Origin of the sequence: Thermotomaculum hydrothermale (assembly GCF_016592575.1) — a bacterium.
Classification (GTDB): domain Bacteria; phylum Acidobacteriota; class Holophagae; order Thermotomaculales; family Thermotomaculaceae; genus Thermotomaculum; species Thermotomaculum hydrothermale.
On the sequence record NZ_AP017470.1, the window covers coordinates 276427 to 300907 of the forward strand.

Consider the following 24481-nt stretch of genomic DNA (forward strand, 5'->3'; position numbering starts at 1 on the left):
CATTAATGGCACGCTTTTTGCTATTCTTAAAGGCAAAAGGGATTTGGGAGGTGGTTATGAAACTAAAAGGTTTAATGGTTTTAATACTAACGGTTTTACTTGCATTGCCTGGTTATTCTGCAAACAATGATCTTTCACATATGACAGCAGGCAGAGTGAGGTTTGCTATTGGCAATCCTGAGCTCTATTTTAATGGCAAGGCATATAAGGTGGGATTTGATTACCTTGTGTTATTGGGCTCAACTTACGATACAAAAGACGGCAGGCTTGAACTTGTTGATTTCAACAACTCAACCTACTGGTTTGACAAAAACACAAAGTTTCACTTTGAGACAATTGATATAGGTGGAGACAAAACAACTTTATACTTTGGTAAAGGGAAGGCTGTAATTGAAACAAAAAAACCTGTGGTTCTTTCCCTTGCTTCATCATCGGTTTTTTTGAGGGAAGGTGGAACATACCTTGTAATGAGGGATATTGAAGGAAAAGATAATGTTTATATAACAAAGCTTTCAGGAAAAGAAAGACCGTCTATTATTAAGAGAAATAAGATTTTTACAAGGGTGCATTTTAACACAAAAACAGATAACGAATTTGTTTCATGGGTAAAACAGAGAAAGCACGACTGGGCTTTAACAAAATCAAGAATGCTGCTTAACTCTATGGTTGATAAACTTCCTCCTGTTTTGGCTTATACAGACGAATCAGGTAAAACTCGCTGGTACAGGGTAAGCTATGTTAAACCGATTCACCAGATTTCTAATGTTTTGCACGACAACTGGTATATTTTTAATCCAGAGTTAACACATGCTTATGGGTTGCTTTCCCCTTCAACCATCTATATGACTGATTATGCTCTATGGCTGTGGTTTTCTGTAAACAGATGGAATTCAATTAAATGGGCATGGGATCCATTTCACGGCTGGCATGCAGAGTTCTACTATGACCCACTTGCAGGTTTTGGTGCTGAATATGGATTTTCTTATGATTATGTTGAATGGCAATTGTCATTGTCTGATTATTTAGCGAGAGCAGGTTATTATTGCGATTACCATTGTATCTACCGCAACACACGCAGAGGTATTGTAAAACCTTTACCTGAAGTAAGGGAGAGGGTTTTCAGGTATGTTAAAAAACCTCTCGCTATAAGGGCAAGACTTAACACAGACCCTGAAATAAGGGATGCAAGGGTTGCCGCAAAGGTTGGTTTAAGGGAAAGTGATTATAGAAGGCTTGATTACTATGCTGAAGGTGGTGGAAGGCGTGGAGTTCCAGGACATGCTATTTCAACTGGTGTTGGAAGAAACCATTCTATAAATATTCCTGGAAGACCAATTTACACCATTACACCTGTAAAGGTTATACACACTGATACAGGTAGAAAAGTTAGAAGTAATGTTAAATAAATGTTAAAAAATAATTGTAAAAGCGCTCGTAATTCGGGCGCTTTTTTTGTTGTACAGAACAAATATTCATTTCACAAACCACTTATATTTTTCAATTTGCCACAATTTTTTAATATAAAGTTGTCTTTTAATATTATTTGCTTATAATTTTGGATTCCTTTCTTGATTTTTAAATTATTGCTTGAAGAAACGGGCATTTTCCTTTAACATATTGAAGATTGAAGAACAAGGCATAAAGGAGAGTTGTGTATGTTAAAGAAAATGAGAGAGGGAACAAAATCTATTTTTGCAGGCGCATTGCTGTGGGCAGTAATTATTGCGCTATCAGTTTATGTGTTTGTTAATTGGGGAGCAAAAGGACAGATAGGTACACCAACTTCTGTCATAGCATGGTTTGACGGAAATGAGATACAGTTTCAGGAATATGTTAGAAAGGCAAGAGACCTTGAAGATTACTATAGAAGAATGTATGGGAAAGCATGGAGTTCTCAGCTTGCAAAGGCTTTCAGGATTCAGAGAAGGGCTTTTGATAGTATTATTAACAGAAGGGTGGAACTTTATCACGCAAAGCAGATGGGAATAAGTGCTTCAAAAGAGGAAGTGGCAAAAAGAATTTTAAGTTACCCTGTATTTGTTGACAAAAACGGGAATTTTATAGGTTTTGATAAGTATAAGAGGTATTTAAACGCTTATGGCTACAGGGTTTCAGATTTTGAAAGAGGAGTGAAGGAAGACATTATTATAGAAAAACTTGAAAACCTTTACAGAGAGTCTGTTCAATTTTCAGTTGATGAATTAAGAGATATTTACGAAAAACAGAATGTTTCAATTGCTTTTGATTACGCAGTTTTTAACCCGAAAAATTATGTAAATAAAGTTAAAGTCAATTTTACTGATGAGCAAATGAAGAAGTATTACGAAAACCATAAAGATAAATACAAAACACCTTTAATGAGAAGGATTAAGTTTGTTGTTTTCAACCCATTTGTTGTTGGTGCTAATGTAAAGATAAGTGATGCTGAAATCAAAGATTACTATGAAAAAAATAAGGATAAGTATACACAGGAAGAGCAGGTAAGGGCAAAACACATATTGATTAGCTCCTCTGCGAAAAAGATTAGCGATGCAGAGGCTAAAAAGCTTGCAGAAAAGATTTACAATCAACTTAAAAAGGGTGCAGATTTTGATAAACTTGCGAAAAAGTATTCAGATGACCCTGGTACAAAAAATAAGGGTGGAGACCTTGGATTCTTCCCAAAGGGAAGAATGGTTAAACCGTTTGAAGACGCTGCATTTTCCCTTAAGGTTGGCCAGATTTCAAAGCCTGTTAAAACAAGATATGGCTATCACATAATTAAAGTTACAGGGAAGAAAAAGGCAAAGACTTTTACCCTTGATGAGGTTAAAGAAGAGATTAAATCTATTTTAAAAGCAAAAAGAACTCAGGACCTTGCTAATCAGAAGGCAAAAGAGTTTGAAGAGCTTGCTAAAAAATATAAGAGTATTGAAAAAGCAGCAAAGGAAATGAAGATAAAAGTTAATGACAGCGGTTTCTTTGAAAACTCTCCTTCAGCAAACATTAAAGGGCTTGGGACAGCAGGATTTGTTGCAAACTATGTTTTCTCTATGAAGAAGAATGAGATTTCAAATCCTTTAAGAACTGCGGAAGGTTTTGTTGTTTGCCAGATGGTTGAAGAGAAAAAGCCAGAAACACCTGCATTTGACCAGGTAAAAGACAAAGTGCTTGAAGACTTAAAAATTGAAGAGGCAAGAAAAATTGCTTTGAAAGAGGCTGAAAAATTTAGAGCAAAGGTTACCTATAAAAACTTTGATAAGGTTGCAAAGAAAAATAAACTCTCTATTAGAAAGCAGAGAAAAATTACAATGGAACAGGTTAATTCTGCCTTTATTTTAAAGCCTGCTTCAGATGAGGTTAAGAAGCTTTTTAAATATGATAAAGATCAGATTACAGAGCCTCTCCTTGATAAAAACGGAAATTATATTGTATGTAAAATCACAGAAAAGGTTAACTTTGACCAGAAAAAGTTTATGAAAGAACTTCCATCTTTAAGAGAAAGAATAAGAAACGAAGAGGCTATGAAGCTTGTTACTTCAATGGTCGCTAATTTAAGAAAGAAACTTACAGAAGAGGGTAAAATAGAAGTTAGGCCTGAATTTTTACAACGCCTTAGGGAGGCTGAATCTAAATGACATCCCTTCTTGAACTTGAGCAAGGAGATAAGGCAATAATAAAGGGCTTTATAGGGGGATACAGATTCCAGGTTCAGTTAAACAACCTTGGTATTCATGAAGGTGATGAAATAGAGATAAAGAAAAAGGGGGCTTTTGGCCCCCTTCTTATATCTGTTCACAATTCAAATGTTGCCCTGGGAAGAGGGGTTGCCGCTAAAGTAATGGTTGAAAAGGTAGAATAAATTTTTACAAAAGTATTTTTTTGAAAAAGATTTTTGTCCTTCTTTTTTGTATTTGTATATCCCAATTTTCCTGCATAGATGAAAAACTTTGAAATTGAAAAATCTATTTTCAATTTATTCCCACAGATTTATTTTAATTTAATTCCAAAATTCTTTGTTTTATAATCAAATAGCAAGCAAATTAATTTTAAGGAGTAAGGCATGAAGAAAGTGTTTATCGTATTAATGCTGGGATTGCTTTTATTTTTCCCGCTAAAAGCATCAGATGTTTACGAATTCCTTTCCACAACAACAACAGGCGCTAAACAGTTTATTGAGAAAAACCCCGATTGTGATGGAAGAGGTGTTGTTGTTTTTATTATTGATACAGGTGTTGATGTATCTGTTCCCGGTTTAAGAAAAACCTCAACAGGTGAGGTTAAGGTAATTGATGTTCAGGATTTTACAGGGGAGGGAGATGTTACTCTTTCAAAGGCTGAAAAAATTGAAAAAAATGGCAAAGTTTACTGGACTTTGAAGGATAGCGACATTTTTCTTACAAACCTTGATAAATTAAATGGAGTTACAAAAGACACAGAGTTTTATATTGGTGTTTTAAAGGAAAGCCAGTTTAAAAATTCAGAGGTAAAAGACCCAAACAATAATGGAAAGTTTGACGATGAGTGGCCTGTAGTTGTATTCAACAAAAAGAATAAAGATGGAAAAGATTTATGGGTTTACTATGTTGATACAAATATGAACGGTGATATGGCTGATGAAAGGGAGATGACAAATTATAATGTTCGTTATGATTACTTTTACCTTTCAGGCAGAAAAAACCCAGACAAAAAGGGGGATATTCTTCCTATAGAGGCAAACATATTCCCGAAAGAGAAAAAGATTGTTTTTCATTTTGATGCCGGGGCACACGGCACACACTGTGCAGGAATTTCAACAGGCTACATGATTCACGGGCAGAAAGGATTTAACGGTATTGCACCAGGTGCAAAGGTTATTTCATTAAAAATAGGCCGTTCAAACTTTGCAGGTGGGGCAACCACAGTTGAGTCAATGAAAAAGGCTTACGATTATATGATTAAATGGCATAAGGAACACCCGGAAACACCGGTCGTATTTTCAATGAGTTATGGCATTGATTCAACCTATGCAGGAAGGGCTGACATTGAAAAGTACCTTGACAAAATGTTTAAAGAAAACTTCAATATTGCAGGTTCAACAAGCAATGGAAATTCAGGGCCTGGGATTAACACAACCGGTATGCCTGCATCAAGTGAAATGATTTTTGCCTGCGGAGCATTACTTCCAAAAACATCTGCAGATGCAGATTATGCATCAAAGATTTCAGTTAATAAAATGTTTATATTCTCAAGCAGGGGAGGAATTGTCCCCAAACCTGACGCTGCAGCACCTGGCTGTGCAGCCTCAACTGTTCCCCACTGGATGAAGGGGGATGTTATGAGGGGCACTTCAATGGCTTCCCCTCAGGCTGCAGGGGTTATGGCTTTAATTCTTTCAAAGGCTAAAAAGGTTTATGGCAAAGACTTAAAGTACACCCAGGGAGAGGTGAAAAGGGCTTTGATGAATTCAGCAATCCCTCTCAAAGGCTATACAATGCTTGACCAGGGAAGGGGCTTGATTAATGTTGAAAAAGCCTGGAATGTTTTAAACTCTCTCTTAAAGAAAAAATCAGTTTTAAACTATTACAAAATTAGAACTGAATCACCTTATTACCCTGACGGTAAAGGTTATACTGTTTATTTAAGAAGCGGCTACATCCCTGAAAAGCCAGAAGGCTTTACCTTCACTGTTGCGCCAATCTTCAAGCCAGAGGTGACAGACAATGAGAAGATGAATTTTTTTGAGGCATACAACCTTGTTTCAACTGCAAAATGGCTTGAGTTAACAAGGACTTCAGCATACATTAAGGGCAAGACACCTGCAAAGATTCCTGTTTACTTTAATAAAAAATATATGAGAAAGCCCGGTCTTTACACTGGCAGAGTTATCGCATATTACAAAGGAATGAAAAAGATAAATCAAAACATTGCTTTTGATTTGTGGGTGACAATTGTTGTACCAGATTTTGCAGATAAAAAAGGAGTAATTGAAATACCTCAAACTGCACTTACCCCATCTCATTATAAAAGGGTATTCTTCTATGTGCCTGAAGGTACTGATGAGTTCACCTTTGTGTTTACTGTCCCGGCAGGAAATTACGGAAAGCTTTACCTTGAGCTGTTTAACCCTGAGGGGCACAATATAGGAATGGTGAGAATCAAACCTTCAAAAGATACAGTAACGGTAAAAAAACTTACAATTTCCTATCCTGATGTAATGCCAGGTGTATGGGAGGTTGTACCATTCAGCCACTTTCAGCAAAAGGCAGGGGTGAAATTTTCTGGAAAGATTTATCTTCAGACTGTGAAGGTTGTTTCCCCAGTTAAGTTTAATTTTAAAGCAGGTGAAAAGCCTGAAATTAAGTTTAATTCATACCTTGAATCAATTAACCGTGAAAAGGTTAATGTTAAAGCAAAAATTAAAGGATACTTTAAATCTGAAACAGCAGAATTGAAAAACGGCAATTATTCAACAGATTTTACAATAGGAAATGGTGTAAAAGGGGCAAGGTTTGTAATGTCACTTTCAAAAGAAGACTTTAACCACTTTACCGACATTGCAGTTTGTGTATACGATAGCAATGGAAAGGCTGTAATTCAAACAGGCTTTAATTATCAACAACTTACCGTTGACGCATTTGACCTTCCTGAAGGCAAATACACTTTAAAGGTTATGGGTGCATTGTTCAAGAAGGGAATAAAAGGAATTAAACTCCATGTTGACAAAATGCTTTATTTGAATAATCCTGTTGTTTTTTCCACAGAAAAAGCTAACCTTTACCCATTTGTTGAAAAAGAGTTTACCCTCAAGGCAAACTCAATTCCTCCTGTTTGCCCTGAGGGGTACAGGCTTTTCGGTGATGTTGTTTTTAAATCATCAGATTTAATAATTGGTGTGAAGAGGTTTTTTCAGTAAATAATACTTATTTTCAGGGGGCTTTATTAGCCCCCTTTTTTATTTTGTTGTAAAATCAAGTTATTAAAATTCAGAGATGACTAATGAAAAAAATATCCCTTTTTTTAATCTTTGTTTTTCTTGTATCCTGTTCTTCCAGAGTGAAAAAAGATTATGTTGAAGCTTTGATTTTAAAAGCGGAAAATGAGAGGAATGCACTTTTATTGAGGAGAGCATATAATCTTGCTGGGAATGACCTTGATTTAATAAAAAAAATCGCTATTGCAAGCGGGAGAATTCCAGATTTTTATACATTTAGAAAGTGTGCTGAAGAATTTGGAAACAATAGGGGAATTGCCGACAGGCTTGCTGTTGCTTCGATGTTCACTGGAGTTAATTTTCCTAAAAAAAAGCTTGTAAATACTCTTTCATCAATAAGCTTTACAGGGAAAACCGCAGTGGCGCTTTTAAACACAAAAGATGTCACCGGCTTTAACATTGCCTTAAACAGAAACAAGATGTTAAAAAATAGGTATGGAAAAGAGATTGCTTATAATCTGTGGCGTGCAGGTAATCTTGTAACAGACAAAATATTAAGTGACTTTTATAAAACAAACCCCTATGAAACAGTTTACTCACTTTTCAGGCTAAAAAAGAAGGGATTTGCTAAGGCTGAAGATTTGTTAAATGCAGATTTAAACACAAAGTTTTACGGGATGTTTGTTGTTGATAGCCCTGAAAGATTGCTTGATGAAAACAAATGGCAATTAAAGGTTGCATACATAAAGGCGGTGAACAAAAAGGCAATTGCCAAAAGGTTTTTAAAAGACAAAAACCCCCTTGTAAAACAGACTGCTATTGAGTATTTTTTGAAAAACAAAGGGAAAATTTCAAAGATTGATTTAAACTCTCTAACCCCTGCCCAGCTTGAAGTTGCTTTGCCTTATGTGAAAAACAAAAAGAGAATTGTTGAGTTGTTTAAAAAGGGTGGATTTTATGCTTATGTGACCGCACCGTATATGCCAGAAGAAGAGGAGCAAAGTGTTTTAAACTCTCAAATTTCCTACTATCAGAAGTTAAAGTTTATTGAGAATATTAAAGGAAGAGATTTTGCGATTAAGAAGGCAAAGGAGTTGTTTATTCAAAGTAAAAGCAAAGAGGTTTTAAGTTACTTGACTGAAAAACTTGAAGAGGGAATTCTAAAAAAAGAGGAATTTATTGAACTTGTAAAAAACAATCAAAGGGAGTTTATTTCATTTTTGATAGATGCAGGTTTGTTTCACTATAGACCACAACCTCAACCCTTATCCTATTATCTTGCTAAATTGAAAGAGGCTGAAAGTTTAAAGAAATTTACAATAGAAACAGATAAAGGAAAACTTGTTTGCAAATTATTCCCTGAATCTGCCCCTTTAACCTGTTTGAATTTTTACAACCTTGCAGAGAAAGGGTATTACAATGGGATATTTTTTCATAGAGTAATACCAGGCTTTGTTGCCCAGGCGGGAGACCGGGCAGGCACTGGATACGGGGGGCCAGATTACTCAATAAGGTGTGAGTACAACCTGTTAACGTACAACAATGAGGGGATGATTGGAATGGCGCTTGCCGGTAAAGATACAGGGGGAAGCCAGTTTTTCATAACCCACATAGCAACCCCCCACTTAAACTATAGATACACAATTTTTGCAAAGGTAATTAAAGGTTTTAATAGTCTTTCTAAAATTACGAAGTTTACAACAATTAAAAGAGTAGATTTTGAATAAAAAAAGGGGGCATATGCCCCCACTTTATCAATAAAAAAACGCTTTGGTGAAAAGATACCTGTCCTGATTTGAACCGCAAATATTCAGCCCTAAAATAGGTGCAGTTGAAGTTTGTGCTATTACCCTCTCAACAGTTTGCCCATTCAGGTTTGTAAAAATATTTTCAAGCAAGTCTGCCATTTTTGTATGTGGGTTAAGGTTAACTGTGGCTGTATCTATTACCTGTCCATTTGCATAGGCTTTTAATGTTACTGTAACGGCTGAATCGTTTGGGTTCATTAAAGCGATTCCCCACCAGGTTAAAACATCTGCCCTGTAAGCTGGCAGGTTTAATGCAAGAAAGTAGCTATGTTCATATCCATTGATTAAAAACTCTGCGGTTGCCCCTGTTGAGTTAAACCTGTAAGCAAGCCTTGAAACAAGTTCACTTCCACAGTTTGAAATTTTTCCGCAATCAACATTTTTATCTGCGTAATCGTTTAATAGAATTGTTAGATTTGAATTTGCGGGAACAGTTTTGTTCTCGTTTACAACCTCATTACCCTGTGAATAAAGTATTAGATTTATTGTTATATCTGAATCAGTTGGGTTGTCTAACACAAGGTATGTATTCCAGTATCCTTTAACATCAATGTGAGGAAGATACCTTGTGTCATTTTTAAAACTGTCATAAACCGCTGGTGTAAAAAGTAACTGGGAGTTGCCGTTACCTGAAATTGTTAATCCATTGAAAAATCCGTTGGATTCAACCCTGACTTTTGCTATATCCTGCCAGTCTGTTTGAGTATAAATGTTGCTTAAAACAGAGGCATACCTTTCCATAGGGTGAGGGACATAATTTGCCCTTTCAAGGAGATTGCCTGTATTGTCGTATGCATCCAGGCTTATACCAGGGACATCGTCTTCGCAGTTTGCTGTTGCAAGTCCCATCCATGTTAAATTACTTGAAAGGTATTGAGGTGTATAGAGGGTAAAGCTTTTGTCATAAAAATAGTTTAATGTAAATTCAGCTATTCCGTGTTCCTCTGTGTGGTGATAGGAAACCTTAAAAGCTAAATAAGAACTAAAAGGCATAATTACTTCTCCACATTGGCCTTCAGCCAAAGGTATTGTTTTTTGTTCATAGGGAGATATGTCCGTAGTTTTTTGAACAGTTTTTATTCCATCTTCAAGGTAGTAGGTAATGTTGTCGTTTCTGTCAGCTATATTGTCAAGTACCAGGTCTGTTTCCCATCCCCAAGTGTTTGCAATGTGGGGGATTGAAAAGGCAAGTCCAAATAGCGCAAGGGGGGCCTTTCCTATCTGAGATACAAATGCATAGTTTGAACCAAAGGCTATTCCTTTAACTTCAGAATCAAGAAAATACCTTATGTCAAATTTTTCATCCCTTGAGTTGTATTTAATTATTACTGTTTTAGGCAGGGTGGCGTTTGTCGCATTAAAAGAGCAGACAACCATATCATTCATAGGTAAGTTTTCAGTAAAAAGGTTCATTGAGTATACATAAGAAGCCCCAAGGTATATTGTCTGTACTTCTTCTGGATTTAAAGGGTCTGTTAATTTTAGTATTTTTAAAGTGTTTGAGGTTGAAGTTGGCCAGCAAAACAAATAGTCATCCAATCCTGTTAATTTTATTGCAGGAGTAGTATCGCTAACTACCTGAGGGTTGGCTTTGTCTGATACATCAATAATATATTTCCCAACATAAAGATAATCGTTGTAGTAGTAAATAGAAGCCTGTTGAGAGTCAGTTAATTCAAGTGTTGAAACTTGTTGAGGGTTAGAAACATCTGACAGGTCAAATATTGTTATTTCTTTTGAACTGTCATAGTAAACAAAAAGATAAGGCTCAGAATAACAATAACTTCTTATATAAGCATTTGTGGAAGAAATAACTGAAGGATTTTCAGGGTCGCTTAAATCTGCTATTACAAATTTATATGTATCGTTAACAAGAAGATAGTGTTGAGTAGATTTATTAGAGCTTGTTATTGTTATATCTTTCAATCCTGTTGGATTAAAAATAGTATTGTTTAACCTGTCAGTTTTAATTAATTCAAGTTTATCGTCTGTCCCAATTCTGTAAATAGCTATTCCTTTACCATAGGTGACTGTATAAAGGTAATTGTTGTAGGTGACTATATCACCGTCATTTCTAAAATCTTCCCCATTTATGCTGCTTATTCGAGTTATGCTTTGAGATGAGTCATTGATTTCAAAAATTGTTTTGGAATCATAATAGTCTCTGCAAAATATTTTGTAAATCCCTCCTCCCATGTCAGTAATGTTGGTGTTTACGCAGTAGAAATCCAGATTATCTATTTTCCAGTTAATATTAGATGGGTTACTAAGCTCTGAAAGATTGCAAAAGAGAGATTTATTAATATTAAAAATCAAAAGGTTTTGATTTAGGGTAAAGACACCTGTAATGCCTATGTTGTCATTGTAAATTTCAACAGGGTCTCCTATATTTTCAGGGTTAGATATGTTAATTAGTTTCAATCTGTAGTTGTCACTAATTATGATGTAATCATTGTTGACAATGTATGCACAAATCATTTTGGGTATATCAAACTCTTTTATAAGAACTGGATTATAGACATCGCTTATATCCCAGATTGATAACCCTTCATAAAGAGATGCGGTTATCAGATATTTATCGGTAATGTCAACAGATTTTGTAACTCTGGTTGAGTTTGTTTCAACAAGTGATAGTTCAACTGGATTTTCCGGGTCTTCCAGTGAGAGCAGGAGGGCAGACCGTTTTGAAATTCCACCTAATGCAAGGATATTGCCGTACTTTGCTATAGAGTATACATAAGTGACACTGCCGTCAAGTGGATATGATTTTACAAATTTAATTTCTGGAAGTTCAGATAAGTCAAAAATGAGAAGCTTTTGCCTTGTTGGAATATACATATAGTGTTGATAAACAACCGGATTTAAAGAGTAAGAAGATAACTTGAAATTGCAGTCTATTGAGTTAACCAACTCATATTCGTTGTTAGACACATCATAGACGCATATTTCCCCATACAGAGACACAGCAATGTTGTAGTTGTTATAATTGACAGACCCGGCAAAGTACCCGTGGTGAACAGGTTCAAACATTCCTAATTTATAACTTATAGCAAAAGTTGAGGTTGTGAAAAAAAACAAAAGAATCATTACAGCCAAAATTTTAGAAAATAAGGTTTTCATTTTATCCTCCAGGGTGGTAATAATTACAGTATAAGTAATATTTTGTTTTTTTCAAGTGAAGCAGGTCACATTTATATTTTTTACACAATTCAGGTAAAATATTTAAAGAGGTTTAATATGATAATTGTTGAAGGCAAATATTCAAAGGCTAAAATAATGATTGATAATGTTGAAAAAGAGGTTTTAAACCAGGTTTACTCTATTGTAAATCACCCTGCTTTTACAGAAAACATTGTAATAATGCCTGATTGCCACGCAGGGATTGGCTCTGTTATCGGTTTTACAATGCCTATGACTGATAAGGTAATCCCCAACACAATTGGTGTTGATATTGGTTGTGGGATGGTGCTTGTAAACATTGGAAAGCCTAAAAAACTAAAGCTTGAAAAGATTGATTCTGCAATAAAATCAAGGATACCATCTGGTTTTTCTATTCACAAAAAACCAAAGGTTAATATAGAAACTGCATTTGAGTGGAACAACTTAAACAAAGCATTTGGGAGGGTAAAGAGAAAGATTGAGGAAAAAATAGGAAAAACAAATTATAAACCTGAAGCCTATTCTCCCTGTTGGCTTAAAAGAAAATCAGCGCAAATTGGTGTTGATTTTGAAAAAACCATAAACTCAATAGGCACATTGGGGGGAGGAAATCACTTTATAGAGATTGGCAAGTCTCAAAATTCAGGGGATATATGTTTAACCGTGCATTCTGGAAGCAGGCACTTTGGTTTATGTGTTGCAAACTATCATCAAAAGGTTGCAAAAAAGTATGTTGAAAAAAAGGGAATAAAGGTTCAAAAAGGGCTTGAATACCTTGAAGGAGAGTTGTTACTTGATTACATTCATGACATGCTTTTTGCACAGAGTTATGCTCATTTAAACAGAATGACAATTATTGAAACCTTGCTTGAAATCTTAGATTGTGAGGTTTTAGATACAATTGAATCGGTGCACAATTACATTGATATGGATGATTTGATTATTAGAAAAGGGGCAATTCGCTCTTACAATGGGGAAAGAATGATTATTCCCTTCAATATGAGAGATGGGCTTCTTATCTGCACAGGCAAATCAAACTCTGAGTGGAATTTTTCAGCCCCCCACGGCGCAGGAAGGGTTATGGGAAGGAGAGAGGCAAAGAGAAGGTTGTCTCTTGAAGTTTTTAAAAAACAGATGAAGGGGATTGTTTCCTCTTCTGTGTGCAAATCCACCCTTGATGAAGCCCCTGATGCTTACAAAGACCCTGCTTTAATTGAACAGGCAATTAAGCCAACTGCTAATATTCTTGATAGGGTAAAGCCTTTGTTGAATGTAAAGGCAACCTAACTTAACGGCGGGTCAACATTTACAACAACCCCTGCATTAAACTTTTTTGCAATCACTTTTCTTATCTCTTTAAGCTTTTCGTAATTTTCCCTTGTTTCTTCAAGGTTTATGTCAAAAAGTATGTTAAAAGTGTCTTTGTCTCCAACAATCCTTATATCGTGTGCTGTTTTTAACTCAGGATATTTATTTGCAAGCTTTTTAATAAATTGTTTTACTTCACTATAACGAGGATGGTCAGAATTTACAGGGTCAATGTGAACAACTGTCATTCCTTTATACTTTGATTGAATTCTTCTTTCAATATTGTCTGCAAGGGTATGTGCTTCTAAAATATTCATAGTGTGGGGAATTTCAATGTGGAGGGAGATGTGCCATTTCTCTCCAAACTGATGCACAACTATATCGTGAACATCAATAACTTCAGGGTAAGACATTGCAATTTGTTTTATTTCTTCCACCATCTCTCTGTCAGGTGCGCTTCCAATTAAAGGATTTGCCGCATCTTTCAACAAATCAATTGCTGTGTGCATAATGAAAAGTGCCACTATTAAACCGGCAGCCCCGTCAATCCACTTATATCCATAATTGCTTCCAATCAGCGAAATTATAACAATAACCGTTGATAGTGCGTCTGAACGATGGTGATGTCCCTCTGCAATTAAAGAGGGTGAGTTTATTTTCTTGCCTAAAAAGAAGGAAAATTGTGCAAGCAACTCTTTGAGCAAAATTGTTGAAGCAATTATTAAAATTTCAATGTTGGTTGAGGAAACTATTGATGGATTTTTTATTTTGACTATTGCATCCTTCAAAAATTCAAATCCAACTATAAGAAGCATTGTTGAGATTATTACAGTTGCAATTAAGTCTATCCTTCCGTGTCCAAAGGGGTGTTCTTTGTCTGCCGGCTTGTCTGAAAGCTTAAAACCGATTATTACCACAATTGAAGATAAAACATCTGAAATTGAATGTGCAGCATCTGCAATTAAACTAACAGAGTTTAAGGTAATTCCATAGAATAGTTTTACGACAGAAATAACAATATTTACAAAAATGCTGAAAAATCCTTCAAAGTAACCTATTTTCTTTCTTTCATTCTCCTTAATTTTAAAAATTTTAAGGAGAAACTCAAAAAATCCATTCATACAAATATTCTATTAAATTTTTATTTTCTATGGAATAAATAAAAAATTTAGTTATAATTTTTATGAACCATAGTTCTTTAAAAGCCTATAATACTTTTATATAGAATAAAAATGGGAGGGAAGGTATGGCACTGTGTATTATTGCAAGTGTATTGATTACAGCAATTGTTGTTGGGTGGATTTTTGTTGCTGTTTTAAGGGCAAAGATGATTACAACCGTTAAAAGCAAGTACAACTTTGAAGAAACCTGTAAAAAGATTGAAGAGGTTGTCCCCAAAGGAGAAGGCTGGGGATTTCCAATTCCTGCATGGGAATTTTATCAATCTCAAATTAAAAAAAACCTCAATTACGATAACATTAAAAATTGCAAGATTTATTTTGTGTGCAAATCTGTTTATGCAAACAAGGTTGTGAATGATGACCCAAAATGGTCAGGGATTATGCCATGCTCATGGTCTGTTTATGAGATGAAAAATGGAGACACCTATGTTGCAAAGATGAATATCCCATTAATGTCAAAGATGTTTACAGGCATTTTAGGAACAGTTATGAAAAAGGTTGCAAAAGAGGAAGAGGAATTTATAAAAGAGATAAAGGAATAAACGGGGGCAAAAGCCCCCTTTTTTATTTTTCTTTTTCCTGATATTATTTTAAATGTTATGGTAAAAATAGTTGCAAGCGATATTGGCGGCACTTTAACAAATAATGAAAACAGAATTTCCGATTTTACAAAAAAGGTAATCCACACCCTTCCTGTCCCCTTTTGCTTTGTGACGGGGTTTAACAGGTTTATAGCCTTTAAATACTTTGATATGGTGGGGAAGGAAGATGCCTATATGATTGCCCAGAACGGGGCTTTTGTTTATCACGGCAGAAAGCTTTTAATGTACTCACTGCTTGATAAAAGGTTTGTAAAGGCAATCGTTGATTTTGGACTGGAAAACAATTGCATAGCGAGGGTGTTTTGCACAGACAACAATGTGTATTGCTTTGTGCCTGAAGATTACAATGAAGAACCGTTAAGGTGGGATAAGCCGATTTACAGGATTTTCAAGGGAAGTGTTGAAGATTTGCCTTCAGATGTAATTCAGGTGGGATTTTTTGAAAGGGTTGAAAAGATTGAGAAAATAACTGAAAAAGCCATTGAAAAATTTGGTGAAATTGTAATGTTTGGCCCCAGACTATACGGCACCCACCAGTGGCTTGAGTTTAACAATCCTGGGGCAAAAAAACACATAGCATTTAAAAAACTTGCAGAATACTTAAAGATTGATTTGAAAGATGCAATTTACTGTGGTGACAATTACAACGATATTGAATTGTTGAAAATAGTTGGTGAGCCGGTGGTTGTTGGAGATGCAGATGATGAGATAAAGAAGTACGCAAAACATGTTGTTGATGCAGGTTACAACGACGGGGTGGCAAAGTTTCTTGTTGAATACTTCAACCTTAAAATTTAAGAGATAAATTCTCTTCTCAAAACAGGTGCTTTTGTTAGTGCTTTTAAAAGCATGTTGTTTATCTTTTCGCTTTTTTGAATGTCAAACAGGTTGAAATCATCAGGTTCACCGCAAATATCAGCCCCTAAAATCTTTTCTTTCGGGATAATTTCAAGCAATTCAACAATCATTTCAGGGGAGAAATTCCCACCGTCCCAGTTTGTTTTAAGGAATTTTTCATCAAGAATATCTTTATCAATTGATACATAAATCCTTTTTTCATTCTCCAATTCTTTTTCAAGTGCATCAGGGTTAAAGTCAATCACTTTAATTTTCGTGTTATTGGTTGATTCAATTTCTGGTTTAATAACTATAATTTTTTTAAGTAAAGGCAAGGTAATTGCATTGTTTAACCACGAACCGCAAGATATAAAATTTTTATCAAATACAGGCTGATTATCAAGGTGATTATCAAAAACAACGAGGGTAAACTCCTCTTTTATCCTTTTCAAAAATAGATAACTTAAATAGTGATAATCCCCTTTGCCTAAAAAGGTAATTAAGTGTTGTTTTTGTGGCAGTTTTTCTTCAATCCTCTTTAAAGTTTCAAATGTGGCCATTAGTTTTTTTTCAGGAATATCCCTTAAATCAACACACTTAGCTTTTTTAAGAATGGATTTTTGCAGCAAGTAAGAGTTTTCTGTGTGCAATATGAGTACTGAAAACATAACCTATGCCCTCAGTCCCATATCCAATTAATTTACCCACTTTTATTTTATTTAAAAAATTATAAAAATCAATAATCTCTAAGATTATTCTCTGTTTAGATGTTTTTTTACTTTCTTTAGTTCTGGTTAAATATCAGTTTGTTAAAGTTATTTTTTGCTCTGAGGGTATTTTACCCTCTCCTTCCCGAAGATGGTTTTTTCTCACTGATACAATTAATGTTACACTGCCAAAGCTAATATTTGAAGTTGTTATTTGTATAGTGTAAAATTAAAACAATGAGAGGGTGAAATATGTATTTGTTAGAATTTTTAAATATTTACAAATGCTATATATGTATGCAACTAAGAGATAAATATGTATTTAAAAATCTATGGGATTACAATGCGGAACATATTGAAATAAAAAAAGTATTAAATAATGGCAATTAAAGGGTTGTATAATGAGAGTAAATAGTAAGCAATTGACTTATCTAGAATTATTCGCCGGGGCAGGTGGACTGGCCGAGGGCTTTTCAAGTGCCGGATTTACGCCAGTAGCATATGTAGAAATGGACAGATATGCCTCACTTACTCTTAAAACGCGAATTGTTTATCATTATCTTGTAAAAAAAGGAAAAGCGGGTATTTACACAAAATATTTGCAAAAGAAAATATCAAGAGAAGAACTTTATGGAATGGTCCCTAATATTGAATTAAACACAGTTATAAATGAAGAAATTAGTGAAGAAAATATTTACTATTTGATAGGTGTGATTCAGAATAAAATGAAACAGAAAAAAATAGAGAATGTAGATGTGATAGTTGGTGGGCCGCCCTGTCAGGCATACTCTCTTATTGGAAGAGCCAGGGATCCATACAGGATGAAAAATGATAGAAGAAATTACCTTTATCAGCTTTATGTTAAATTTCTGGAGGTGTTTAAACCAAAGGTTTTTGTATTTGAAAATGTCCCGGGATTGCTTTCAGCAGGGAATGGGAAACTATGGGAAGATGTGCAAAGGTATTTCAAAGAAGCGGGATTTAAAATAGAATATAAAATCTTAAATGCCTATGATTTTGGTGTGTTACAAAACAGAAAAAGGATTATTGTTATTGGGTGGAGGATAGAATTAAATCTAGAATATCCTGAATTTGAAAAAGATTCCTATGTCGAAAAGTTCAATGTTAAGGAAGTATTTAAAGATCTTCCCCCTCTAAAACCCGGCGAAAAAATGTATACTGGTGAATACATTGGAGAACCTTCTGAATATTTAAAATACTATGGGATAAGAAACAATGATGATATTCTCACCCTGCATATTGCAAGAAATCACAATGAAAGAGACAGGAGAATCTATAAATTATATATTGAAGCATGGATGAAAGAAAAAAGAAGGCCCGAATATAATGAACTGCCGGAAGAGCTTAAAACGCATAGAAACAGAAAGGCATTTAAAGATAGATTTAAAGTTGTTGCTCCTGATTTACCATATTCTCAGACTATTGTAGCCCACCTTGGTAAAGATGGACATTATTTTATACATCCGGATATAAATCAACTTCGCTCAATTTCGGTAAGAGAGGCTGCCAGATTGCAATCTTTTCCGGATAATTTTTACTTTGAAGGACCCATGACTGCAATGTTCCGTCAGATAGGAAACGCCGTTCCTCCGCTTATGGCACAAAAAATTGCTGAAAAAATAAAGGAGATGATAAATGCTTTATAAAGATGAACTCTCTTTTAGACCCAGGGCAAGGTTAATTAAGATAATTGGAGAACAACTTATATCCAGTGAGGTCATCGCGCTTGTAGAACTGGTTAGAAATTCTTATGATGCTGATGCAACTGAAGTATTTATTAAATTAATTGATATACAGAATCCTGAGAAAGGAAAGATAATAATAGAAGATAATGGAACAGGAATGAGTCTTGAAAAAATCAGGAATGTATGGTTAGAACCTGCCACACCTGATAAGAAAATGGAAGAATGCAAAAGATATAGCAAGTGTTTTAACAGAAAATTACTTGGAGAAAAAGGGATCGGGAGATTTGCTGTGCATAAACTTGGAGAAAAAGTTAAATTAGTTACCAGAGCAACTATTGACTGCTTTGGAACTCTGGAAAATTATGAAACAGTGGTAGATATTAATTGGAATAAATTTTCTGAGGATAAGTATCTTGATGAAGTTAAAATAGAAATTGAAACTAGAACTCCTCAATATTTTTTGCAAAGGGGTGGAGTATATATAGAAATATCGAATATAAATCCATGGAAAGTGTCAACAATAGTAAATACAGTACGAAAACTTAAAGCACTTGAATCTCCTGATATTATTAGAAGAAGTGATAATTCTGATGGAAGCAAAACCGGTCAATTTAAGATGAAAATAGCGAGTAATAACTCTGAAATTCAGAAAGAAATAGATGCTGTCAAAAGTATAAATGTTCTTCTTGAGTCAGCTTTTTATAAAATTCATGGAGTAGTAGATGAACAAGGCATTTTACACTTCACTTATTCATTCAATAGACCAGATTATCCAGAGCTTTCAAGAAGTATCCCGGGGGGAAAAATTGATTTAAAAGAATTCATCCTAAATTTTTTAGAGGAACTAAAAAAACTTTACGAGTCTAAGAACGAAACTAATAAAGAGAAAAATCAAAAGAATTTTTATAAAGATATTTTTCCTGGCAAGTTTTATGTGGATTTTTATGTATGGGATCTTGATTCATCAGCTTTAAAAGTAGCAGGATTGCAGATGGAATACAAGACTGTTATCAAACCAAATGCAGGCGTTAGGGTTTATCGTGATGGATTCAGAGTTTGGCCTTACGGTGAAGAAGATGATGATTGGCTTGGGTTAGACCTCAGGAGATTAAACGCCCCAAAGGAAAGATTAATCAGCAGGAATCAAATAGTAGGATTTATAAATATATCTTCTGAAAGAAATCCACTGCTTATTGATCAGTCCAACAGAGAGGGATTGATAAAAAATACTCAATACGAGGTTTTCTACGAACTTGTGAAAGCTTCTCTAAAGCATATGTCCAACCTTCGGAAGCAGGATAAAACAAAGATGGATAAAGCAAAAGAAAAGAGTAAATATGACGATGAGGTTACTCAAACTATTTCTAATCTTAAAAATAAGTTAAGAAGGAACAAGCATTATGATCTCTATAAAGAGGACGTAGAAAAAATTGAAAAGGTCTACAAAGAAAGAGTAACAGATATTCTGGATAGATATATGCAGGCAGCTGCAATAGGAATTAGCTATACACTCCCTGTTCATGAATTGAATATCAGGTTTAAATCAATCAATTCTTTAATAAAAGAAATAGAAAAGAATCCTTTGTTTTTAAATGATTATATACGAGAACTGGAGAATTTAATTGAAAATACGCAGAATATAGTAAAAGCAATTGGTAATTTGATGCAAAGAAAGAAACGAAAAGAGGTTCTTCTATTAAAGGTTGTTAAAAATGCTATCAAAATAAAAGAAAGGGAATTAAAAGAATTTGATATTAAAGTTTCAATTGTCGGAGATCTCCAGCAAAAGGCAGTTATAATTGAGAATCTTGTAGGTACAGCCTTTCTTAATTTGGTAGATAATGCTATTTACTGGATCCGTGTGAAAAGAATGCAACTAAGAGAAAAAGGGATTTATTACAAAGGTATCATAGAAATAATATTGGGCGAAGAAGATGATAGACCTTTTATTACCATCAAAGATAATGGGACAGGTATAAAGGATCCAATTGAAATGCTCAAAGAACCTTACTACAGCAGGAAAGAGAATGGTTATGGACTCGGATTATATATTGTGGATAATATTATGACAAGGCATAATGGAAAGCTAGAAGCAAAAAATTGGAAAGAAGGAGCTGTTTTTAAATTAATATTTGAAAAATAATATTGAAAGGGGGCTATAATGATTCCAGGGAGTGCTCTGATAGTAGATGATAGATTAGAGCAGATAAAAGATTGTCTTAAAAATTCAAAAACTCTACTAAAATCAGAAAAAGAAGATATTAACAAAAAATTGGAAAACAAAGAATTAAATAAGCTTTTGGAGCTTATTTTGTATCTTAATCGAAAAGGTATACCTGTTACAATGTTTTCTTCAAATGATATTAATAATTTTGAGAATCTTATTAAAAACACTCGAAATATAAGACTCGTCTTTCTTGACCTCGATATAGACGGCGATGGAAAGGTTACTGATACTGATGAAGAAGTCATCAAACGTTTCATTGAAATATTAATAAAAAATCAAGGGTATTTCTTCCTATTTATTTTATCCAATCATAAAGAAAAATGGGAAAATGATATAAAGAGTGATTTAATACAAAAATATGAGTTTTTAAATCATATGAGTGGGGAACTGGACAAACAGGAAGATGTATTTAGTGTTATTTCAAACAAAATAAGAGAATTAAATTCCTTAAATATTATATATAGTTTTGAAAAAGAACTTAATAAAGCTCGTGATATCGTTGCAAAAAAATTTGTTGAATTTAATAAAGAAACTTGGGAATACCTTATTTCTAAACAAAAAAAAGAAGTAGGAGATTTATGGGAATTTGAAATGATTACCTTATTGCTAAATTTGATAAAGCAAAGTATGGAAAAAAGTAAAGTGTTCTTACGCCACTCTAACAATGATAATCAAGAAAATAATAATAGAGATAATAATAAAGAAGATTATGATAATAATAAGAATAACAATGATAATCAAGAAAATAATGGTGATGAATCATATGATATTGAAATGATAAGTAAAATCTATAGAAGTTTTAATTATGTAGAGAATGTACCTAGCACTGTCATTTTTACTGGAAATCTATACAAAACTAATAAAAATGATGTAGAAAAAGAGTATGCTCTTATTTTGACTCCTGAATGTGACATAGCTCAAAGTAAAAATATAGATAGATATGTAGTGGTCTATGGATTTAATGTTAATGATAACTTTAACAACTCTTATAATAGAACCGATGATAATGTCCCTATATTTGTTAAGAGGGCTGGAAGGGATAGAAATAATTCTGAGAAATGGAAAAGTTTCAACTCTCTCAATAAAATAAAAAATCCAAATCAATATATTTATTTGCTTCCATTTGCAATTGAAGAAGGTAAGAATAGCAATGGCCAAAAAAAAATCTATAAGCATATAGGATTGGATTTTAGAATAATAGAGTCAATATCTGCAAATAAAATGTATAGCTGGAAATTAAAATTAAGAGTCAATGACCCATTAATGGTGGATATTCAGAATAAATTCTCAAATCTTTTTAACAGAAAAGGAATACCATCACTATTACCAGAGAAAATGAAATTAATATATGAAAAAACAGACGAAGATAAAACAAGTTCATAATAATATTCTGGATTGGTTCAATCAATACGCCCGTGATTTCCCTTGGAGACATACAAAAGATCCCTATAAAATAATGATTGCAGAGTTTATGCTTCATAGAACAAGAGCGGAACAGGTTGTGCCAGTGTATAATGAATTTACAAAAAAATATCCAGATGTGTTTGCCCTGGTTTGCGCAAATTCAGATGATATAAGAAAGGTTACTGAGCATCTAGGACTTCACTGGAGAAGTGAACATTTTATAAAGTCTGCAAAATACATTGTAGAAAAACATAATGGTGAACTCCCTGAAGATTATAAAGATCTAAGAAAAATACCGGGTATTGGTGAATACATTGCTGGTGCTATATTAACAGTGTGTTTCAATAAACCCACTCCTGTTGTTGACAGTAATATAGCGCGGTTTATAAACAGGTTTTATGGATTGAATCTGAAAGGAGAAATCAGAAGAAAAAAAGAAATTGTACAGAAAGCTAAAGAAATATTTAATCATGATAACCCTGGTCAGTTACTGTTTGCAATGGTGGATTTTACCGCCCTTGTATGCAAACCACAAAAACCGAATTGTGATTCCTGCCCTTTAAAGTTTTTATGCAGTCTAAACAAAGAGCAAAAGATAGTGGAAGAAAGTTGAATTAACTATTGATATTTTAGATTTTTGTCTGTACATAACCTCTAAATTTTGCTTTTTAGATTAAAAGAATTTTGTAGGAATTTATTTGTCAATTTTAAAGTTGATATTTTTGAGGATGTTGGTATAATTTTTCTGGTAGTTATTTGAAAATTTGGGCCCGTAGCTCAACTGGTAGAGCTTCCGGCTCATAACCGGACGGTAGCAGGTTCGAGTCCTGCCGGGCCCACCATTTTGAAGGAAGTGGGAGTGGGTATAACGGATTTTCTGGAATTAACAATTTTAAATTAAATAGAATAGGGTGTTCTTCGGTTAAGAAGAACACCTTTTTTTTATGGAGGGGACATTGAGAACAATACTTTCAAAACTCTGGGATTATCAAGCGGCTATACTGGAAATTGCAAGGCTTAACAAAGCCTTAAAGACTTATCCTGAATCAATCAGGACTCTGGAAACAGAAATCAAGACAATAGAAAAAAAACTAACCAAAACCAAAACTGAGCTGGACGAAAATAAGGATACTCAGAAAAAGAGGGAAGAGTATCTTGAAATGTGCAAAACAAACCTTGAAAAGTATGAAAGCGATTTAATGGAAGTTACAAATCAGAAAGATTATTCGGCTGTTTTAAACGAGATTGATTACGCAAAAAAGGAAATTCATAACACCGAAGAAGAGTTGATAAAACTTTTTGAAGAAATAGAGAAGAATGAAAAGTTAATTGATGAATTTACTCAGGTTTTGTCAACAAAGAAAGAAGAACTTGACAAAGCGCTGGAAGATTTTAAAGCAACAAATCAGGAGCAGATAAAGAGAAGGGATGAGCTTCTTGAGGTTAAAAAGAAGCTTGAGAGCGAAATTCCTTTAAAATATTTGAAAGTGTTTTACAATATCGCCAAAAAGAGAAACGGGATAGGGGTGGCGACAATAGAGAATGAAACCTGTTCTGCATGCCACATGAAAATAAGGCCACAGAAGATAAATGAGATAAAGAAGCATCCAGACAGCCTGTATTACTGTGAAAATTGCCAGAGGATTCTGGTTTTAATTCCTGAAGATGACAATAGCGAGTAATATTGAACGAATAAAAAAAAGAGTAAAAGCTGCATGCAAAAGGGCAAATAGAAGCCCTGACGAAGTTAAAATTGTTGCGGTTTCTAAATTGCATCCTGTGGAAAAAATAATTGAGGCTTATTCAAACGGATTAAGAATTTTTGGAGAAAACAGGGTTCAGGAAGCAAAGGAAAAGTTTGAAATTTTAAAGGATTACCAGATTGAATGGCACCTAATCGGGCATCTTCAGAAAAACAAGGTTAAGTATGCAGTTAATATTTTTGATTTTATCCATTCAATAGACAGTATTGAACTTGCTGAAAAGGTTGAAAAAAGGCTTGAGAAAATAGGAAAAACAATAAAAGGCTTTATTCAGGTTAAATTATCTGAAGAGGAAACAAAGCATGGTGTTTTAATTGAAGAGCTTGATAACCTTGCAAGGTTTTGCAGAAATTTGAATTATGTGAAAATAATTGGGTTGATGACTGTTCCCCCATATTTTGACGATGTTGAAAAGGTAAGGCCTTACTTTGTAAAATTGAGGGAATTAAGGGACAAATTAAATAAAGAGGTGTTTGAAAATAGCTTAACTGAATTATCAATGGGAATGACCCACGATTTTGAGGTTGCAATTGAAGAGGGTGCGACTTATGTTAGAATAGGGACAGGAATTTTCGGAGAAAGGAACTATGATGGTAATTAATGCTTTTCTTGTTGCGTTATTTTCAGTTGTTTTCATGTTAATAGACCTTTATGTGTGGATTGTGATTATAAGGGCTCTTGTTACCTGGGTAAATGCAGACCCATACAATCCAATAGTTAGAATACTGTCTCAGCTTGTTGACCCTGTAACAATGAGAATTCGCAGATGGTTGCCATTTGTAAGGGTGGGTATGGTTGATTTATCCCCTCTTGTTCTGGTTTTTTTCCTTTACTTTGTAAAGGTCTTTTTAAGAATGTTGTTGATAAATATGCATTTAATGTGAGGT

Annotated in this window: 18 protein-coding genes and 1 tRNA gene; 16 read left to right on the top strand and 3 right to left on the bottom strand. The window is 34.2% G+C overall.

The genetic code is table 11. The annotated features are described in order from the left end of the window. Nucleotides 1–56 precede the first annotated feature (56 nt). The 5 genes from TTHT_RS01275 (at nt 57) to TTHT_RS01295 (ending at nt 8619) form a co-directional block, all read left to right on the top strand. Complete coding sequence (locus TTHT_RS01275; protein WP_201328231.1) at nt 57–1406, top strand: hypothetical protein; 1350 nt, start codon at nt 57–59, stop codon at nt 1404–1406. A gap of 249 nt (nt 1407–1655) precedes the next feature. Then, on the top strand, nt 1656–3617 hold the full coding sequence (locus tag TTHT_RS01280) for a peptidylprolyl isomerase (RefSeq protein WP_201328232.1): 1962 nt from the start codon (nt 1656–1658) through the stop codon (nt 3615–3617). Then, nucleotides 3614–3841 (top strand): FeoA family protein, encoded by a 228-nt coding sequence (locus tag TTHT_RS01285; RefSeq protein WP_201328233.1) that lies wholly within the window; start codon nt 3614–3616, stop codon nt 3839–3841. Before TTHT_RS01280 ends, TTHT_RS01285 begins: the two co-directional genes overlap by 4 nt. A gap of 201 nt (nt 3842–4042) precedes the next feature. Then, nucleotides 4043–6874, top strand: coding sequence for a S8 family serine peptidase (locus TTHT_RS01290; RefSeq protein WP_201328234.1), 2832 nt, complete (start codon nt 4043–4045; stop codon nt 6872–6874). Between the two features lie 83 nt (nt 6875–6957). Beyond that, nucleotides 6958–8619, top strand: a complete 1662-nt coding sequence (locus TTHT_RS01295) for a peptidylprolyl isomerase (RefSeq protein ID WP_201328235.1) — start codon at nt 6958–6960, stop codon at nt 8617–8619. 27 nt (nt 8620–8646) lie between these two features. Here TTHT_RS01295 and TTHT_RS01300 read toward each other — a convergent pair whose 3' ends face one another. After that, nucleotides 8647–11820: an LVIVD repeat-containing protein gene (locus TTHT_RS01300; RefSeq protein ID WP_201328236.1), complete on the bottom strand. Its 3174-nt coding sequence runs from the start codon at nt 11818–11820 to the stop codon at nt 8647–8649. 117 nt (nt 11821–11937) lie between these two features. Here TTHT_RS01300 and TTHT_RS01305 point away from each other — a divergent pair, with 117 nt between their 5' ends. Further along, nucleotides 11938–13146: an RtcB family protein gene (locus TTHT_RS01305; protein WP_201328237.1), complete on the top strand. Its 1209-nt coding sequence runs from the start codon at nt 11938–11940 to the stop codon at nt 13144–13146. On the opposite strand, the gene TTHT_RS01310 is transcribed toward TTHT_RS01305, so the two are convergent. After that, nucleotides 13143–14288 carry a cation diffusion facilitator family transporter gene (locus TTHT_RS01310; RefSeq protein ID WP_201328238.1) on the bottom strand — a complete coding sequence of 382 codons (1146 nt, stop codon included), beginning with the start codon at nt 14286–14288 and terminating at the stop codon, nt 13143–13145. The two genes, TTHT_RS01305 and TTHT_RS01310, sit on opposite strands and share 4 nt — an antisense overlap. Before the next feature lie 125 nt (nt 14289–14413). On the opposite strand from TTHT_RS01310, the gene TTHT_RS01315 reads away from it, so the two are divergent. Further along, nucleotides 14414–14890, top strand: a complete 477-nt coding sequence (locus TTHT_RS01315) for a DUF302 domain-containing protein (protein ID WP_201328239.1) — start codon at nt 14414–14416, stop codon at nt 14888–14890. 57 nt (nt 14891–14947) lie between these two features. Further along, entirely contained in the window at nt 14948–15748 is an 801-nt protein-coding gene (locus TTHT_RS01320) for an HAD hydrolase family protein (RefSeq protein ID WP_201328240.1), read from the top strand. On the opposite strand, the gene TTHT_RS01325 is transcribed toward TTHT_RS01320, so the two are convergent. Further along, nucleotides 15745–16455, bottom strand: a complete 711-nt coding sequence (locus TTHT_RS01325; protein ID WP_201328241.1) for an arginase family protein — start codon at nt 16453–16455, stop codon at nt 15745–15747. The two genes, TTHT_RS01320 and TTHT_RS01325, sit on opposite strands and share 4 nt — an antisense overlap. A 440-nt stretch (nt 16456–16895) precedes the next feature. Here TTHT_RS01325 and TTHT_RS01330 point away from each other — a divergent pair, with 440 nt between their 5' ends. From TTHT_RS01330 to TTHT_RS01365, 8 genes are all read left to right on the top strand, one after another. Further along, nucleotides 16896–18161: a DNA cytosine methyltransferase gene (locus TTHT_RS01330; protein ID WP_201328242.1), complete on the top strand. Its 1266-nt coding sequence runs from the start codon at nt 16896–16898 to the stop codon at nt 18159–18161. Continuing rightward, nucleotides 18151–20343: a sensor histidine kinase gene (locus TTHT_RS01335; RefSeq protein WP_201328243.1), complete on the top strand. Its 2193-nt coding sequence runs from the start codon at nt 18151–18153 to the stop codon at nt 20341–20343. The genes TTHT_RS01330 and TTHT_RS01335 overlap by 11 nt, the downstream gene beginning before the upstream one ends. Before the next feature lie 18 nt (nt 20344–20361). Beyond that, entirely contained in the window at nt 20362–21810 is a 1449-nt protein-coding gene (locus tag TTHT_RS01340) for a hypothetical protein (RefSeq protein WP_201328244.1), read from the top strand. A 73-nt stretch (nt 21811–21883) separates the two neighbouring features. Beyond that, nucleotides 21884–22444: an HhH-GPD family protein gene (locus TTHT_RS01345; protein ID WP_201328245.1), complete on the top strand. Its 561-nt coding sequence runs from the start codon at nt 21884–21886 to the stop codon at nt 22442–22444. Between the two features lie 153 nt (nt 22445–22597). Next, a tRNA-Ile gene (locus TTHT_RS01350) sits at nt 22598–22673 on the top strand. A 114-nt stretch (nt 22674–22787) separates the two neighbouring features. After that, a complete protein-coding gene (locus tag TTHT_RS01355) occupies nt 22788–23513 on the top strand; it encodes a zinc ribbon domain-containing protein (protein ID WP_201328246.1) in 726 nt (241 codons plus the stop codon). Beyond that, nucleotides 23497–24195, top strand: coding sequence for a YggS family pyridoxal phosphate-dependent enzyme (locus tag TTHT_RS01360; protein ID WP_201328247.1), 699 nt, complete (start codon nt 23497–23499; stop codon nt 24193–24195). Before TTHT_RS01355 ends, TTHT_RS01360 begins: the two co-directional genes overlap by 17 nt. Further along, nucleotides 24182–24478 (top strand): YggT family protein, encoded by a 297-nt coding sequence (locus TTHT_RS01365; protein WP_201328248.1) that lies wholly within the window; start codon nt 24182–24184, stop codon nt 24476–24478. Before TTHT_RS01360 ends, TTHT_RS01365 begins: the two co-directional genes overlap by 14 nt. Nucleotides 24479–24481 lie beyond the last annotated feature (3 nt).